We start from the raw sequence: 16634 nt of genomic DNA on the forward strand, positions 1-16634 counted from the left end.
CCCATAAAAAAGCCCCTGATGTCATATCAGGGGCTTTTTGTCGCAGCAAGGATCAGCCTTCTGCTTGAACTTCGTCAGCTTGCAGGCCTTTCTGGCCCTGAACTGAAACGAAGGTGACCTTCTGGCCTTCCTTCAGGCTCTTGAAGCCATTGCCCTGAATAGCGCGGAAATGCACGAACAGATCCGGGCCGCTTTCAGGAGTGATAAAACCAAAACCTTTTTCGTCGTTGAACCACTTGACGGTACCGCTCTGACGTCCACCTTTATCCGACATTTTCTTCTTTCCTTTGACGCTAAAAATTAATGACAGCCCCTTTCACACGAAAGAGTACTGGGCTGGGTTGCAGGAAAGTTAAGAGACGTCGAACGGGTTGTAGCAAACTACTTGAGCTACTGCCCAGGTCCAGGTTCCAAGCGACCCATGCAAACACAGTGAGCAAACTCTACGCCAACTAATATGAAAAAAACAAGCCCTGCGCAAGGCCCCGGTTTTACTGGGGTGCATGACACTTTGTTGAATACTGAGCAGCTGACTTATTCGATAGAGTAGTTCACTTGTTATAGGGCTATTCCTTTAAAAATGACTATCGCAAATGCACTGTTTTATGGCGGTTGCGTTACAGTTTAGTGCACGTTCACGCAACCGCGTTACTTATGGAAACAATCCGTCAGCCGCGATAGTAACGTTGCGGCACAAATGGCATTTTACTTACACGTAGTGGCACCTTTTTCCCACGCACCAACGCAGACACTTCGGTATCAAGCGCAGTGAAGGCCGTGTCCAGGTAACCCATGGCCAGCGGGCCCCCCAGGCTCGGGCCAAAACCGCCGCTGCACACGGTGCCGATCACGGTGCCGTGTTCGTCGACAATCTCTGCACCTTCACGCACCGGGGTGCGCTCCTGAGGCAGCAGGCCCACGCGCTTGCGGCTGACGCCAGCTTGTTGCTGAGTGAAGATCCGGTCGGCGCCGGGGAAAGCGCCGGCACGCGGGCCATCGGCACGCCGGGCCTTGGAGATCGCCCACAACAGGCTGGCTTCGATCGGGGTGGTGTCGGTGTTCATGTCGTGGCCGTACAGGCACAGGCCGGCTTCCAGGCGCAGAGAATCGCGGGCGCCCAGGCCGATAGCCTGTACTTCGGCTTCGGCCAGCAGGCTGCGTGCGAGGCTTTCGGCATTTTCAGCCGGCACGGAGATTTCGAAGCCGTCTTCACCGGTATAGCCGGAGCGGCTGACATAGCAGTCCACGCCCAGCAAACGCAGGGTGGCGAATTGCATAAAGGTCATCCGGGTGACTTCAGGTGCCAACCGCGCCAGCACCTTCACCGCAGCCGGGCCTTGCAGGGCCAGCAGGGCGCGTTCTTCGAACAGCGGTTCGATGGTGCATTGGTCGCCGATGTGTTGACGCAGGTGTGCCAGGTCCTGGTCCTTGCAGGCGGCATTGACCACCAGGAACAGTTCGTCGTTGCCCAGGTTGGCCACCATCAAGTCGTCGAGGATGCCGCCTTGCTCGTTGGTGAACATGGCGTAGCGCTGCATGCCCACCGGCAGGTCGATGATGTCGACCGGCACCAGGGTTTCCAGGGCCTTGGCGGCATTGGCACCGGTCAGGCGGATCTGGCCCATGTGCGACACGTCGAACAACCCGGCCTGATCACGGGTGTGCTGGTGTTCCTTCATCACACCCAGCGGGTACTGCACCGGCATGTCGTAGCCGGCGAAGGGCACCATGCGTGCGCCCAGTTCGAGGTGCAGGGCGTGCAGAGGGGTTTTCAACAGGGTTTCGGTGGACATATTCAGCTCCTGAAAAACGTGCCGACGCGCTTGTGGGCGTCAGCACTCGATAATGTTGACCGCCAAACCGCCACGGGCGGTTTCCTTGTATTTGCTTTTCATATCGGCGCCGGTCTGGCGCATGGTGCGGATGACCTTGTCGAGGGACACAAAGTGCTGGCCGTCGCCGCGCAGGGCCATGCGCACGGCATTGATCGCCTTCACCGAGCCCATGGCATTGCGCTCGATGCACGGCACCTGCACCAGCCCGCCAATCGGGTCGCAGGTCAGGCCGAGGTTGTGTTCCATGCCGATCTCGGCGGCGTTTTCCACTTGGGACACGCTGCCGCCCAGCACTTCGCACAGGGCGCCCGCGGCCATGGAACAGGCCACGCCCACTTCACCCTGGCAGCCGACTTCGGCGCCCGAGATCGAGGCGTTTTCCTTGTACAGGATGCCGATGGCGGCGGCGGTGAGCAGGAAGCGCACCACGCCGTCTTCGTTAGCGCCCGGGATAAAGCGCATGTAGTAATGCAGCACCGCCGGCACGATCCCCGCTGCACCGTTGGTGGGCGCGGTGACCACGCGCCCGCCATTGGCGTTTTCTTCGTTGACCGCCAGGGCGTAGAGGTTGACCCAGTCCAACACCGACAGCGGGTCGCGCAGGGCGGACTCGGGGTTCTTGCACAACTGCCTGTGCAGCGCCGCCGCCCGGCGCTTGACCTTCAAGCCTCCGGGCAAGATGCCTTCGTTGCGACAGCCGGCGTCGACGCAGTCCTGCATGACCTGCCAGATTTTCAACAGGCCGCTGCGGGTTTCGGCTTCAGGGCGCCAGGCGCTTTCATTGGTCAGCATCACCTGGCTGATAGACAGGCCATAGGTGGTGCAATGGCCGAGCAGGTCCTTGGCGTGCTTGAACGGGAAGGTCAAGGGCGTGGCGTCTTCGACGATCCGGTCGGCGCCGGCAGCGTCTTCATCCACCACAAACCCACCACCGACCGAGTAGTACTCGCGGCTGCGAATCTGGATACCGGCGGCGTCAAAGGCGCGGAAGATCATGCCGTTGGGATGATAGGCGAGGGGTTTGCGAATCATCGCCAGGTGTTCTTTCTCGTTGAACGCAATGCTGTGTTCACCGAGCAGGTTGAGGCGCCCGTCACTGCGCATCTGCGCCAGGCGGGCAGCTACGGTTTCGGTATTGACGGTGTCCGGGTGTTCGCCTTCCAGGCCCAGCAGTACGGCCTTGTCGCTGCCGTGGCCTTTGCCGGTGGCGCCGAGCGAGCCATAGAGTTCCACTTTGATGCCGGTGGTGGCGCTCAGCAGGTTGTCACGCTTGAGGCCCTCGACGAATCGAGCCGCCGCACGCATCGGGCCGACGGTGTGGGAGCTGGAGGGGCCGATGCCAATCTTGAACAGGTCGAACACGCTAAGGGACATGGTTGTTCTCCGGTTTCTTATTATTCTTGAGGCCGTACTCGGTCAAGTGTGGGAGGGGGCTTGCTCCCGATGGCGGTGCGTCAGTCACCAGATCTAATAACTGACCCTCCGCTATCGGGAGCAAGCCCCCTCCCACATTTAGACTGAGTACCTCTTCAGTTATGCATAGCTCTCGATCGACGGGCACGCACACACCAGGTTGCGATCGCCAAACACGTTGTCGACCCGGCCAACCGGTGGCCAGTATTTGCCTTCGATCAATGACGGCACCGGGTACACCGCTTGTTCGCGGGTGTATGGATGCGTCCACTCGCTCACCAATTCAGCCGCGGTGTGTGGTGCGTTTTTCAGCGGGTTGTCGTCCTTGTCCAACGTGCCGTTTTCCACTGCACGGATCTCTTCGCGGATGGCGATCATGGCATCGCAGAAGCGGTCCAGTTCTTCCTTGGATTCACTTTCGGTCGGCTCGATCATCAAGGTGCCGGCCACCGGGAACGACATGGTCGGCGCATGGAAACCAAAATCGATCAGGCGCTTGGCCACGTCGTCCACACTGATGCCGCTGCTGTCTTTCAACGGGCGCAGGTCGAGGATGCATTCGTGGGCCACCAGGCCGTTGCTACCGGTATAGAGCACGGGGTAATGCTCTTCGAGGCGACGGGAAATGTAGTTGGCATTCAGGATCGCCAACTGCGACGCGCGCTTGAGGCCGGCGCCGCCCATCATGCTGATGTACATCCAGGTGATCGGCAAAATGCTCGCGCTGCCGAACGGTGCGGCGCATACCGCGCCTTCCTTGCGTTCCATGGCCGCGTGGCCGGGCAGGAACGGCGTGAGGTGCGACTTGACGCCAATCGGGCCAACACCCGGGCCGCCACCGCCATGGGGGATGCAGAAGGTCTTGTGCAGGTTCAGGTGGGACACGTCGCCGCCGAACTTGCCCGGTGCGCAGAGGCCGACCATCGCGTTCATGTTGGCGCCGTCGATGTACACCTGGCCGCCGTTGTCGTGGATGATCCCGCAGATTTCGCGGATGCCTTCCTCGAACACACCGTGAGTGGACGGGTAGGTGATCATCAGCGCGGCGAGGTGCTCACGGTGTTCGATGGCCTTGGCGCGCAGGTCTTCGATGTCCACGTTGCCGCGCGCATCGCAAGCGGTCACCACTACGCGCATACCGGCCATGTTGGCGGTGGCGGGGTTGGTGCCGTGGGCCGACGACGGGATCAGGCAGATGTCGCGACGTTCTTCGCCACGGCTCTGGTGATAGGCGCGGATGGCCAGGAGGCCTGCGTATTCACCCTGGGAACCAGCGTTGGGCTGCAAGGAGATCGCATCGTAGCCGGTGGCCGCGCAGAGCATGGCTTCCAGTTCGGTGGTCAGTTGCAGGTAGCCGGCGCTTTGTGCGGCGGGGGCGAAAGGGTGCAGGGCACCGAACTCGGCCCAGGTCACCGGGATCATTTCGCTGGCCGCGTTGAGCTTCATGGTGCACGAGCCCAGCGGGATCATGGTGCGGTCCAGGGCCAGGTCCTTGTCGGCCAGCTTGCGCAGGTAGCGCATCAGCTCGGTTTCCGAGTGATAACGGTTGAACACCGGGTGGCTGAGGATCGGCGACTGGCGCAGCAGGGCGCTCGGCAGGGTGCTTTGGGTTGCAGCAAAGGCCGGCAGGGTTTTGCCGTCGGCGAAGATGGCCCACAAGGCCTGGATATCAGCCTGGGTGGTGGTTTCGTCGACCGACAGGCCAACACGCTCGGCGTCCACGACACGCAGGTTGATGCGCTGGGCGCGGGCCTTGTCATGCAGGGCGGCGGTGTGGGTGCCGGTGTTGATTGTCAGGGTGTCGAAGAAGTGTTGCTGCTCGACTTTCAAGCCTAGGGCCGTCAAGCCCTTGGCCAGGATCGCGGTCAGTTGGTGAATGCGCTGGGCGATCTGGGTCAGTCCCTTGGGACCGTGGTACACGGCGTACATGCTGGCGATGTTGGCGAGCAGCACTTGGGCGGTGCAGATGTTGCTGGTGGCTTTCTCGCGGCGGATATGTTGCTCGCGGGTCTGCATCGCCAGGCGCAGGGCCGGCTTGCCGAAGCGGTCGACGGAAACACCGACCAGGCGCCCTGGCATATCACGCTTGAATGCATCCTTGGTGGAGAAGTACGCCGCGTGCGGGCCACCGAAGCCCAGCGGCACGCCGAAGCGTTGTGCGCTGCCAATGGCGACGTCGGCGCCGAATTCACCCGGCGGGGTCAGCAGGGTCAGGGCCAGCAGGTCGGCGGCCACGGCTACCAGTGCGTTGGCGGCGTGGAAGCGCTCGGTCAGTTCGCGGTAGTCGAATACATCGCCGTTGCTGGCCGGGTATTGCAGCAGGGCGCCAAAGAACGCGCTGACATCGGTCAACTCGCGCTCATCGCCGACCACCACCTCGATGCCCAAGGGTTCGGCACGGGTGCGCAATACGTCGAGGGTTTGCGGGTGGCTGTGCACCGAGGCGAAGAAGGCGTTGCTGCCTTTGTTCTTGCTCAGGCGCTTGCAGAAGGTCATGGCTTCGGCGGCGGCGGTGGCTTCGTCGAGCAGGGAGGCGTTGGCGATCGGCAGGCCGGTAAGGTCGCTGATCAGGGTCTGGAAATTGAGCAGCGCTTCCAGGCGGCCCTGGGATATCTCGGGTTGATATGGCGTGTAAGCGGTGTACCAGGCCGGGTTTTCCAGCAGGTTGCGCAGGATCGGCGACGGTGTATGGCAGTTGTAGTAGCCCTGGCCGATGTAGGTTTTGAACAGTTGGTTCTGCCCGGCAATGGCCTTGATCTTGGCCAGGGCCTCGGCTTCGCTCAAGCCGTCTTCCAGGCCGAGCACGCTGGTGCCCTTGATGCTTTCCGGGATCACGCTGGCGCTGAGGGCTTCGAGGGAATCAAAGCCCAGGCTGGCGAGCATTTGCTGCTCATCTTCCTGGCGCGGGCCGATGTGGCGGGCGATGAATTCGTTGGCGGTGGTCAGATTAACGGTCATGGCGCGCTCCTCAAGCTTCAGCGTTGGCTTTGATCAGGCGGTCGTACGCATCCTGATCCAACAGCTTAGCCACTGCCTCGGCGTCGGCTGGTTTAAAGCGGAAGAACCAGCCTTCGCCCATCGGGTCTTCGTTGACCAGTTCCGGGCTGCCATCGAGTTTGTCGTTAACTTCCAGCACTTCACCGTCCAGCGGCATGTAGACGCCGCTGGCGGCTTTGACCGATTCCACGGTGGAGGCTTCGGCGCCCTTGTCGTAAGCCTGCAACTCCGGCAGTTGCACGAAAACCACATCACCCAGCGCGTTCTGCGCAAAAGCGGTGATACCCACGGTGACGCTGCCATCGGCTTCGGCGCGCAGCCATTCGTGATCTTCAGTGAAACGCAACTCGCTCATGGAAACTCCTCAGGGCCAGAATCGTCTGGTGGACGGGATTGGAATAATGGGGAGTTGCTTAGCAATATTGCGGCCAAGGTTATTAATTCGTTATAAATCAACAGGTTAATAAAATCGGTTATGACGTTAGTGCATTTTGCTGTAGCGATTTCGCTACAGTCGAGTGCTTGAAAAAAAGCCTATGTGGATCAAAGCCTTGCATGGCGCGTAAAAAACAGGGTTGTAGCGATATCGTTACGCTGTAGCGCTTTCAGTACACTGAATGTCGTTCCTGGACCAAATTTTGGAATGCTCTCCAAATGTGGGAGGGGGCTTGCTCCCGATAGCGGTGTATCAGTCAAAGATTTATGGCTGACACACCGCTATCGGGAGCAAGCCCCCTCCCACATTTGTTTGTATTCCAACTTGAATCAGGGCTTGTTGGGGATGCCGTACTTGCGCAAGCGATGGGCAATCGCCGTGTGGGAAGTCTGCAACCGGCTGGCGAGCTGGCGCGTCGAGGGGTAGCTGGCGTAGAGCTTTTCCAGCAGATCGCGCTCGAAGTCTTCCACCGCCTGTTCCAGGCTGTCGACTTCGCCATCGCTCTGGCGCGCCACCGACGTACCGGCGATGTCCAGGTCGCCGATGTCTACCAGGCTGCCCTCGCAGATGGCGGCGGCGCGGAAGATCACGTTTTGCAGCTGGCGCACATTGCCCGGCCAGCGGTTGCCCAGCAGCGCTGGATAGGTGCCGGGCGCCAGGCGGCAGACCGGGCGCTGGATCTGCGCGCAGGCTTGCTGCATGAAATAGCGGGCCAGCAGCAGGATGTCCTGGCCGCGTTCGCGCAGTGGCGGCACTTCAACGTTAAGCACGTTGAGGCGGTAGAACAGGTCTTCGCGAAAGGTGCCCTCACTGACCATTTTTTCCAGGTCGCGGTGGGTGGCGCTGAGGATGCGCACATTGACCTTCACCTCACGGTCACCGCCCACCCGACGAAAGCTGCCGTCATTGAGAAAACGCAGCAACTTGGCTTGCAGGTACGGTGACATCTCGCCGATCTCATCGAGAAACACCGTGCCCTGGTTCGCCAGTTCCATCAGCCCTGGCTTGCCACCGCGCTGGGCGCCGGTAAAGGCGCCAGGGGCGTAACCGAACAACTCGCTTTCGGCGAGGTTTTCCGGCAGCGCCGCGCAGTTCAACGCCAAAAACGGTGCACTGTGGCGCGTGCTGATCGCGTGACAGGCGCGGGCCACCAGCTCCTTGCCGGTGCCGGTTTCGCCCTGGATCAGCAGCGGTGCATCCAGCGCCGCCACCCGTTGTGCCCGTGCCTTGAGGGTGCGGATCGCCGGGGATTCGCCCAGCAGAGCATCAAAACCTTCGGCATGGTCGTGGTGCAGCGCCGATAGCTGTTCGCCGATGCGGTTGGGCTGGTAGAGGGTGAGCAGGGCTCCGGCGTCGGTGATCGGCGTGGCGTCCAGCAGCAGGGTCTGGCCATTGACGCTGATCTCGCGCAACGGCAAGCGAAAGCCATGCTCCAGCAAGGTCTCCAGCAGCGCGGGGTCGTTGAACAGCTCGGCGATGCTTTCGCCGGCCGGTTCGCGCCCGTACAGCGCGATCAATGCCGGGTTGGCCAGCAAAATCTTGCCCGCGCTGTCCAGGGCCAGCACCGGGTCGGTCATGGCTGCCAGCAGGGCGTCCAGTTGCAGGTGGCGGCGTTGGCCCGGAAGGATGTCGACCACCTTCACCGCTTGCACGCCGTGCACGCTGAACAGCGCATCGCGCAGTTCTTCAAGCACCTCGGCGCTGAGGGTGGGTGCGTCGATATAGACGTTGGGCGGCACCATCTCCACCGCATCCAGGTTGAGATTGCGCCCACCGAGCAAGGCCAGGACTTCCTGGGTGATGCCGACGCGGTCGATGAAGCTGACGTGGATACGCATGGGGTGCTAGCAATTCTGGAGAGCAGAGGCGGCAAGTATGCCTTGGCGCGGGGCGCAGGTGAAATCTGACAAATGATGGAGATCAAAATGTGGGAGGGGGCTTGCTCCCGATATAGGTGGATCAGCCAATCAACCTGTGGCTGACACACTGCTATCGGGAGCAAGCCCCCTCCCACATTTTGAACTTACTCCAGGTGTTCGGGTTTGACCGGGTCGCCTGGCTTCACATCCAACTGATGCCGCACGTCCTCAAACATCAAGTCGTACTGCTTGTGCATCGAGCCGTTCAACACCGCGACCTTCGGCATGCCGTATTTCTGCGCGATGTTCATCGCATGCCGCGCAAAGTCGAATGCCTGGTCCTTGGGCAGGAAGAACTCCTCCTTGAGGTCCTTGCCCTGCACCGAACCGTGCAGTTTGAATAACATGCCTTTGCCTTCCTTGGGGTCCTGGCTGACTTCATAGTCGATGCACAGGTTGTAGCTGTAGTCGTCCTTGTTGAGCGCGTGACGTTCGACGTGCAAGTGACCGGGTTCAAAGATAGCCATAGGCGTTTCTCCTCTACTTCACAGATAGGTGATGCCAGGTTTGGCCGTGCTGATGCGAGTGCCGGCGCTGCCCTGGACGATGGCTTCGATATCCGAGAGTGAACCGATCACCGCAGTTTTGCCAGTCTGGCGGGCGAACTCGCAGGCTGCCTGTACCTTGGGGCCCATGGAGCCCGCGGCGAAGCCGAGTTTTTCCATGTCGTCCGGGTGGGCCTGGCCGATGGCCTTCTGGGTTGGCTTGCCGAAGTCGATAAAAGCGGCATTGACGTCGGTGGCGATTACCAGCAGGTCGGCGTCCAGTTGCGCGGCCAGCAAGGAGGAGCACAGGTCTTTGTCGATCACCGCTTCAATGCCGCGCAGCTTGCCGTCTTCGCCATACATCGTCGGGATGCCGCCGCCGCCGGCGCAGATCACGATGGCTTTTTTCTCCAGCAGCCACTTGATCGGGCGGATTTCAAAGATGCGTTTGGGGCGCGGGCTGGCAACCACACGGCGGTATTTGTCGCCATCGGGTGCGATGGCCCAGCCTTTTTCGGCGGCGAGTTGTTCCGCTTCGGCTTTGGTATAAACCGGGCCGATAGGCTTGGTGGGGTTCTGGAAGGCGGGGTCCTTGGCGTCCACTTCCACCTGGGTAAGCAGGGTGGCGAACGGCACTTCAAAGTCCAGCAGGTTGCCCAGTTCCTGTTCGATGATGTAGCCGATCATGCCTTCGGTTTCAGCGCCCAGTACGTCCAGCGGGTAGGGTGAGACGCTGGTGTAGGCCGCCGCCTGCAACGACAGCAGGCCGACTTGCGGGCCATTGCCGTGGGCGATCACCAGTTCGTTGCCGGCGTGGATCTTGGCGATCTGTTCGGTAGCGATGCGGATATTGGCGCGTTGGTTGTCCGCGGTCATGGGTTCACCACGGCGCAGGAGGGCGTTGCCGCCCAGGGCTACGACGATGCGCATAATGCAATCCTTTTAGGGTGTGAGCAGAGCCCAATGTGGGAGGGGGCTTGCTCCCGATGGCGGCAGGACAGTCAATCTATCTATAGCTGAGCCACCGCTATCGGGAGCAAGCCCCCTCCCACATTTTTGAACCCTGTTCCGACAGTGAGAGTTAGATATCCGCCAACGCCGACACCAGGATCGCCTTGATGGTATGCATGCGGTTTTCCGCCTGCTCAAACGCGATATTGGCCGGCGACTCGAAGACTTCCTCGGTCACTTCCACACCATTGGCCAGGTGCGGATAGCGCGCAGCGATGTCCTTGCCGACCTTGGTTTCGCTGTTATGGAACGCCGGCAAGCAGTGCATGAATTTCACCCGGGGGTTGCCCGAGGCTTTCATCATCTTGGCGTTGACCTGGTACGGCAGCAGTTGCTCGATACGCTCGTCCCACGCTTCCACCGGCTCGCCCATGGACACCCAGATATCGGTGTGGATGAAGTCCACGCCCTTCACTGCTTCTTTCGGGTCTTCGGTGATGGTGATGCGCGCGCCGCTTTCCTCGGCAAAGGCCTGGCACTGTTTGATGAAATCTTCATGGGGCCACAGCGCTTTCGGCGCGCCGATGCGCACGTCCATGCCGAGCTTGGCGCCGATCATCAGCAGCGAGTTGCCCATGTTGTAGCGGGCGTCCCCCAGGTAGGCGTAGCTGATGTCATGCAGCGGCTTGTCGCTGTGTTCGCGCATGGTCAGGGTGTCGGCGATCATCTGGGTCGGGTGGAATTCGGCGGTGAGGCCGTTGAACACCGGCACACCGGCGAACTTGGCCAGCTCTTCGACGATTTCCTGTTCAAAGCCACGGTACTCGATGGCATCGAACATCCGGCCCAGGACGCGGGCGGTGTCTTTCATGCTTTCTTTGTGGCCGATCTGCGACGACACCGGGTCGATATAGGTGACGTGGGCGCCCTGGTCATGGGCCGCGACTTCGAAGGCGCAGCGGGTGCGGGTCGAGGTTTTTTCGAAGATCAACGCGATGTTCTTGCCTTGCAGGTGCGGACGCTCGGTGCCGGTGTATTTGGCGCGTTTGAGGTCGCGGGACAGGTCCAGCAGGTAGTTCAGTTCGCGAGTAGTGTGGTGCATCAGCGACAGCAGGCTGCGGTTGCGCATATTGAAAGCCATGATGGAATCTCCTTAATAGTCGATAGGGTCGCGGATGATCGGGCAGGTCATGCAGTGGCCGCCGCCACGGCCACGGCCGAGCTCACCGGCGCTGATGGTGATGACTTCCACACCGGCCTTGCGCAGCAAGGTGTTGGTGTAGGTGTTGCGGTCGTAACCGATCACCACGCCGGGTTCCACGGCCACTACGTTGTTGCCGTCATCCCACTGCTCGCGTTCGGCGGCGAAGCTGTTGCCGCCGGTCTCGACCACGCGCAGGGCCTTGAGGTTGAGCGCTGCGGCGACGGTTTCGAGGAAGTTGGTTTTCTCCCGTTGAATGTCGATACCGTGAGGCTTGCTTTCGTCAGGGCGCAGGGTGAACGGCACGATCTGGTTGACCACTTCCGGGAAGACGGTGACCAGGTCGCGGTCGCAGAAGCTGAACACGGTGTCCAGGTGCATCGCTGCGCGGGATTTGGGCAGGCCGGCCACGATGACGCGCTCCACCGCTTTGTTCTTGAACAGGTTGCGCGCCAGTTGGCCGATGGCTTGGTGGGACGAGCGCTCGCCCATGCCGATCAACACCACGCCATTGCCAATCGGCATCACGTCGCCGCCTTCCAGTGTGGCAGCGCCGTGCTCCTGGTCGGGGTCGCCGTACCAGATCTGGAAGTCCGCGTTGGTGAACTCCGGGTGGAACTTGTAGATGGCGGAGGTCAGCAGGGTTTCCTGGCGTCGGGCCGGCCAGTACATCGGGTTGAGCGTTACGCCGCCATAGATCCAGCAGGTGGTGTCGCGGGTGAACTGGGTGTTGGGCAGCGGCGGCAGGATGAAGCTGGCGTGGCCGAGGAAGTCGCGGAACATCTCGATGGTCTTGCCACCAAAGCTGCTCGGCAGGTCATCGGCCGATACGCCACCGATCAAATACTCGCTGATCTTGCGCGGCTCCAGGCTACGCAGCCACGAGCCGACTTCGTCGACCAGGCCCAGGCCCACGGTGTTGGCGGTGATCTTGCGTTGCAGGATCCAGTCCAGCGCTTCGGGGATGGCGACGATATCGGTGAGCAGGTTGTGCATTTCCAGCACATCAATATCCCGCTCGCGCATCTTGGTCACGAAGTCGAAGTGGTCGCGTTTGGCCTGGGCCACCCACAGCACGTCATCGAACAGCAGCTCGTCGCAGTTGTTGGGGGTCAGCCGCTGGTGGGCCAAACCTGGGGAGCACACCATGACTTTGCGCAGTTTGCCGGCTTCGGAATGTACGCCGTACTTAACTTTTTCCGTGGTCATTACAGATCCTCCAGTGAACATACAATTACAGAGTCAGGAAGCCGTCGTAGAGCCCATAGGCCGCCACCAGGGCGCCAATGACCACTGCGGCGAAAATCAGCTTCTCGACGTTGGTGAAAATCGGTTTGCCCAGTTCACGCTTGGCCTTGGCGAACAGGATCGCGCCGGGGGCGTAGAGCAGGGCGGAGAGCAGCAGGTACTTGGTGCCGCCGGCATAGAGCAGCCAGATCGCGTAGATCAGGGCGACGGCGCCGATGAACAGGTCTTTCTTGCGCTCCTTGAGCGCGTTTTCGTAGGTTTCGCCGCGCACCGCCAGCAGCAGGGCGTAGGCCGCTGACCACAGGTAAGGCACCAGGATCATCGAGGTGGCGAGGTAGATCAGCGACAGGTAGGTGCTCGCGGAAAACAGGGTGATCACCAGGAATATCTGAACCATCGCGTTGGTCAGCCACAGGGCATTGACCGGCACATGGTTGGCGTTTTCCTTGCGCAAGAACTCCGGCATGGTGTGGTCCTTGGCGGCGGCAAACATGATCTCCGCACACAGCAGCACCCACGACAGCAACGCGCCCAGCAGCGAGATGATCAAGCCGACGCTGATCAGCACCGCACCCCAGTGGCCCACCACATGCTCAAGCACGGCAGCCATCGACGGGTTCTGCAACTTGGCCAGTTCCGGTTGGGTCATGATCCCCAAAGACAGCACGTTCACCAGCATCAGGAACAGCAGCACGGTGATAAAACCGATCACGGTGGCCTTGCCCACGTCGCTGCGTTTCTCGGCACGGGAGGAAAAGATGCTCGCGCCTTCGATGCCGATGAACACCCACACAGTGACCAGCATCATGTTGCGCACCTGGTTCATCACGCTGCCCAGGTCAGGGTTTTTTACGCCCCAGATGTCTGCGGTGAAGATGTCCAGCTTGAACGCGAACAGGGCGATGAGCACGAACAGCAGCAGCGGCACCACCTTGGCAACGGTGGTCACCAGGTTGATGAACGCTGCTTCCTTGATGCCGCGCAGCACCAGAAAGTGCACCGCCCACAGCAGTACCGAGGCACCTATCACCGCCGCTGGCGTGTTGCCTTCGCCAAAGATCGGGAAGAAGTAACCCAAGGTGCTGAACAAGAGTACGAAGTACCCGACGTTGCCCAGCCAGGCACTGATCCAGTAACCCCAGGCCGATGAGAACCCCATGTAATCGCCAAAACCGGCCTTGGCGTAGGCGTACACCCCGCCGTCGAGATCGGGCTTGCGGTTGGCAAGGGTCTGGAACACGAATGCGAGGGTCAACATGCCGATGGCGGTGATCACCCAACCAATCAACACGGCGCCTACGTCGGCACTGGCGGCCATGTTTTGCGGGAGTGAAAAGATCCCGCCGCCAATCATTGAGCCCACGACAAGTGCAACCAGCGCACCAAGCCTAAGTTTTCCGGGAGAATCAGACATTGCGTGACTCCAATGCAGGAGAAGAGAGATCACAGAATAATTCCGTGCGCTAATAAAACAGCTGACTCAGATCAGTTCATTGGCACATTCCATTGTGAATTAACGACTTAGGGTGGCAGTTGCGGGGCGACACGGCCTGTGCAAAGGCGCTCGCTAGAGCGGTCTCCTACAATGTGGTTAATCATTTGGTCCGGGGCATGGGTGTTGACGCTAGTTCGTATTTGCGAATGTGCAAACTTTTTGTATGTTGCCTGACGAGCGCTTCATAATTGCCGTATTTAAATTCTAAATAAGCCTAAACTTCCGGCGTTTACATACCCTTATGTTATGAAACGCTAGCGTCATTAAATTGAATTAGTTGAGTGCGCGGTGGTCGGCTCAAACATTTATTGCGAGGAACCTGCATGTCCCAACCAGCCCAGAAACTTCGGCTCAGTGCCCTGATCGCCCTGGTAGTAGGTTCGATGATCGGCGGCGGGATCTTCTCGCTCCCGCAAAACATGGCGGCCCGCGCCGAAGTAGGCGCGGTGCTGATCGGTTGGGCCATTACCGCGGTTGGCATGTTGACCCTGGCGTTTGTGTTCCAGACCCTGGCCAACCGTAAACCGGAACTGGATTCCGGGGTGTATGCCTACGCCAAGGCCGGCTTCGGCGATTACATGGGGTTCTCGTCGGCCTGGGGCTACTGGATCAGTGCGTGGATGGGCAACGTCGGCTATTTCGTGTTGCTGTTCAGCACCCTGGGTTACTTTTTCCCGGCGTTCGGTCAGGGCAATACACCACTGGCCATCGGTTGTGCATCGCTTTTGCTGTGGGCGGTGCATTTTCTGGTGATGCGCGGAATCAAGGAAGCGGCATTCATCAACCAGATCACCACCGTGGCGAAGATCGTGCCGCTGCTGATGTTTATCGTGATCGCCGCCGTGGCGTTCAAGGCCGACATCTTCACCCGTGATATCTGGGGCCTGGGCAATCCGCAGATGGGCAGCGTGGTCGAGCAGGTGCGCCACATGATGCTGGTCACGGTGTTTGTGTTTATCGGTATCGAAGGCGCCAGTGTGTACTCGGCGCGGGCCGAGAAACGCTCGGATGTGGGGCGCGCGACGGTGATTGGTTTCCTGGGCGTGCTGGCGCTGCTGGTGCTGGTGAATGTGCTGTCGTTGGGCATCATGGGCCAGCCGGAACTGGCGCAGTTGCAGAACCCGTCCCTGGCGGGCGTGCTGGAACACATTGTCGGGCCCTGGGGAGCGATATTGATTAGCCTCGGCCTGGCCGTTTCGCTGCTCGGGGCATTGCTTTCGTGGGCGTTGCTCTGCGCGGAAATCCTCTATGCCACTGCCCATGACAAGACCATGCCGGCGTTCCTGAAAAAGGAAAATGCCAATCAGGTGCCGGTTAACGCGTTGTGGCTGACCAATGTGATGATCCAGGCATTTCTGGTGATCACGCTGTTTTCGGCCAGTACCTACACCACCCTGATCTACCTGGCGTCGTCGATGATTCTGGTGCCGTACCTGTGGTCGGCGGCCTATGCGGTGCTGTTGAGCGCGCGCGGCGAAACCTATCAAGGCGCTCAGCGCCGACGCATGAAGGATCTGCTGGTAGGCTTGATTGCCCTCGGTTACGCGGTGTGGCTGTTGTATGCGGGCGGTTTGAAATATTTGCTGCTGTCGGCGCTGCTGTATGCACCGGGTGTGATCCTGTTTGCCCTGGCCAAGCGGGAGCAGGGCCGCCCGTTGTTTACCTCGCTTGAAAAAGGCATTTTCGGTTGTGTGATCGCGGGCGCCGGGTTGGCTGCGTACGGGCTGTATAGCGGGGTATTGTCGCTGTGAGGTTGGCGTATCAACCGCCTTACGACTGGGCGGCGATGGTGGAGTTCTTATCGGCCCGGGCAATCACCGGGTTGGAAACCGTGGTGGCCGGAGTGTATCGACGCAGCATCAGTGTGGCCGGGCGACATGGCTGGATCAGCGTCGCGCCGGGGGCGGGGGATTGGCTGGAGGTGACGGTCGACTTTCCCGAGCCGGTCGCGCTGCCCGAGATCGAGCGGCGCCTGCGCAGGATGTTCGATCTGGATGCCGTGCCCGCCGTGATCAACCTGCAATTGGCCAAGGACCCGTTGATGGCGCAACTGGTTGCGGCTCGACCAGGGCTGCGGTTGCCGGGTACATGGGACGGCCTGGAGTTGGCCATTCGCGCAGTGCTGGGCCAGCAGATCACGGTGGCGGCGGCGATCCGGTTGGCGGGCAAGCTGGTGGCGCAGTATGGCCAGCCGTTGCAAACCCCCCACGCCGGTATTACTCACCTGTTCCCGGCACCCGAGGTGCTGGCGGCGGCGGACCTGGCGGCCCTGGGCATGCCCAAGGCGCGAGGTCGCACCTTGTCCGGTGTGGCCCAGGCGTTGTTGGATGACCCTCGGATTTTCGAGCCCAAGGCCAGTCTCAAGGACGGTGTTGCACGGTTGGTGGCACTCCCGGGGATTGGCGATTGGACCGCGCAGTACATCGCCATGCGCCAGTTGCGCGAGGCGGATGCGTTTGCATCGGGGGACATCGGCTTGATCAATGCGCTGGCGGCGCTGGAAGGCGGGCCGGTGTCGGCACGGCAGTTGCTGGCGCGGGCAGAGGCGTGGCGGCCGTTGAGGGCGTATGCGGCGCAGTATTTGTGGACGTCGTTGAACCGCGGGGATTGATGGGGGCTGTACTGGCCTCATCGGGACATGGGTATCTACACAA

13 protein-coding genes are annotated in these 16634 nt (G+C 60.7%); 2 read left to right on the forward strand and 11 right to left on the reverse strand.

Annotation, left to right across the window (positions count from 1 at the left end):
- Positions 1 to 52: 52 nt before the first annotated feature.
- From JH25_RS06780 to arcD (JH25_RS06730), 11 genes are all read right to left on the reverse strand, one after another.
- Positions 53 to 274, reverse strand: coding sequence for a cold-shock protein (locus tag JH25_RS06780; protein ID WP_014719702.1), 222 nt, complete (start codon positions 272 to 274; stop codon positions 53 to 55).
- A gap of 394 nt (positions 275 to 668) precedes the next feature.
- Positions 669 to 1793 (reverse strand): glycine cleavage system aminomethyltransferase GcvT, encoded by a 1125-nt coding sequence (gene gcvT, locus JH25_RS06775; RefSeq protein ID WP_005790848.1) that lies wholly within the window; start codon positions 1791 to 1793, stop codon positions 669 to 671.
- A gap of 39 nt (positions 1794 to 1832) precedes the next feature.
- Positions 1833 to 3209, reverse strand: a complete 1377-nt coding sequence (locus JH25_RS06770) for an L-serine ammonia-lyase (RefSeq protein ID WP_005790847.1) — start codon at positions 3207 to 3209, stop codon at positions 1833 to 1835.
- Between the two features lie 159 nt (positions 3210 to 3368).
- Positions 3369 to 6206, reverse strand: coding sequence for an aminomethyl-transferring glycine dehydrogenase (gcvP, locus tag JH25_RS06765; RefSeq protein ID WP_032879721.1), 2838 nt, complete (start codon positions 6204 to 6206; stop codon positions 3369 to 3371).
- Positions 6207 to 6216: 10 nt separating this feature from the next.
- Positions 6217 to 6600 carry a glycine cleavage system protein GcvH gene (gcvH, locus tag JH25_RS06760; RefSeq protein WP_032879722.1) on the reverse strand — a complete coding sequence of 128 codons (384 nt, stop codon included), beginning with the start codon at positions 6598 to 6600 and terminating at the stop codon, positions 6217 to 6219.
- Positions 6601 to 7010: 410 nt separating this feature from the next.
- Positions 7011 to 8519 (reverse strand): sigma-54-dependent transcriptional regulator, encoded by a 1509-nt coding sequence (locus tag JH25_RS06755; protein WP_005790844.1) that lies wholly within the window; start codon positions 8517 to 8519, stop codon positions 7011 to 7013.
- Positions 8520 to 8704: 185 nt separating this feature from the next.
- Positions 8705 to 9067, reverse strand: a complete 363-nt coding sequence (locus tag JH25_RS06750; RefSeq protein WP_005790842.1) for a DUF5064 family protein — start codon at positions 9065 to 9067, stop codon at positions 8705 to 8707.
- Positions 9068 to 9085: 18 nt separating this feature from the next.
- Positions 9086 to 10015, reverse strand: a complete 930-nt coding sequence (gene arcC, locus JH25_RS06745; RefSeq protein WP_032879723.1) for a carbamate kinase — start codon at positions 10013 to 10015, stop codon at positions 9086 to 9088.
- A 151-nt stretch (positions 10016 to 10166) separates the two neighbouring features.
- Positions 10167 to 11177 (reverse strand): ornithine carbamoyltransferase, encoded by a 1011-nt coding sequence (locus tag JH25_RS06740; RefSeq protein WP_005790837.1) that lies wholly within the window; start codon positions 11175 to 11177, stop codon positions 10167 to 10169.
- A gap of 12 nt (positions 11178 to 11189) precedes the next feature.
- Positions 11190 to 12446: an arginine deiminase gene (gene arcA / locus JH25_RS06735; protein WP_005790835.1), complete on the reverse strand. Its 1257-nt coding sequence runs from the start codon at positions 12444 to 12446 to the stop codon at positions 11190 to 11192.
- A 25-nt stretch (positions 12447 to 12471) separates the two neighbouring features.
- Positions 12472 to 13899: an arginine-ornithine antiporter gene (arcD, locus tag JH25_RS06730; protein WP_032879725.1), complete on the reverse strand. Its 1428-nt coding sequence runs from the start codon at positions 13897 to 13899 to the stop codon at positions 12472 to 12474.
- A gap of 404 nt (positions 13900 to 14303) precedes the next feature.
- Between arcD (JH25_RS06730) and arcD (JH25_RS06725) the strand changes: the two genes are divergently transcribed.
- Positions 14304 to 15731 carry an arginine-ornithine antiporter gene (arcD, locus tag JH25_RS06725; RefSeq protein WP_005790831.1) on the forward strand — a complete coding sequence of 476 codons (1428 nt, stop codon included), beginning with the start codon at positions 14304 to 14306 and terminating at the stop codon, positions 15729 to 15731.
- Positions 15728 to 16591: a DNA-3-methyladenine glycosylase family protein gene (locus tag JH25_RS06720; protein WP_032879726.1), complete on the forward strand. Its 864-nt coding sequence runs from the start codon at positions 15728 to 15730 to the stop codon at positions 16589 to 16591. The genes arcD (JH25_RS06725) and JH25_RS06720 overlap by 4 nt, the downstream gene beginning before the upstream one ends.
- Positions 16592 to 16634: the final 43 nt, after the last annotated feature.

This window comes from Pseudomonas sp. BRG-100 (genome assembly GCF_000737955.1).
In the GTDB taxonomy this organism is placed as follows: Bacteria; Pseudomonadota; Gammaproteobacteria; order Pseudomonadales; family Pseudomonadaceae; genus Aquipseudomonas; species Aquipseudomonas synxantha_A.

Coding starts and splice junctions, on each gene's coding strand:
- JH25_RS06780 (WP_014719702.1), bottom strand. CDS start 274: ATGTCGGATAAAGGTGGACGTCAGAGCGGTACCGTCAAGTGGTTCAAC.
- gcvT (WP_005790848.1), bottom strand. CDS start 1,793: ATGTCCACCGAAACCCTGTTGAAAACCCCTCTGCACGCCCTGCACCTC.
- JH25_RS06770 (WP_005790847.1), bottom strand. CDS start 3,209: ATGTCCCTTAGCGTGTTCGACCTGTTCAAGATTGGCATCGGCCCCTCC.
- gcvP (WP_032879721.1), bottom strand. CDS start 6,206: ATGACCGTTAATCTGACCACCGCCAACGAATTCATCGCCCGCCACATC.
- gcvH (WP_032879722.1), bottom strand. CDS start 6,600: ATGAGCGAGTTGCGTTTCACTGAAGATCACGAATGGCTGCGCGCCGAA.
- JH25_RS06755 (WP_005790844.1), bottom strand. CDS start 8,519: ATGCGTATCCACGTCAGCTTCATCGACCGCGTCGGCATCACCCAGGAA.
- JH25_RS06750 (WP_005790842.1), bottom strand. CDS start 9,067: ATGGCTATCTTTGAACCCGGTCACTTGCACGTCGAACGTCACGCGCTC.
- arcC (WP_032879723.1), bottom strand. CDS start 10,015: ATGCGCATCGTCGTAGCCCTGGGCGGCAACGCCCTCCTGCGCCGTGGT.
- JH25_RS06740 (WP_005790837.1), bottom strand. CDS start 11,177: ATGGCTTTCAATATGCGCAACCGCAGCCTGCTGTCGCTGATGCACCAC.
- arcA (WP_005790835.1), bottom strand. CDS start 12,446: ATGACCACGGAAAAAGTTAAGTACGGCGTACATTCCGAAGCCGGCAAA.
- arcD (WP_032879725.1), bottom strand. CDS start 13,899: ATGTCTGATTCTCCCGGAAAACTTAGGCTTGGTGCGCTGGTTGCACTT.
- arcD (WP_005790831.1), top strand. CDS start 14,304: ATGTCCCAACCAGCCCAGAAACTTCGGCTCAGTGCCCTGATCGCCCTG.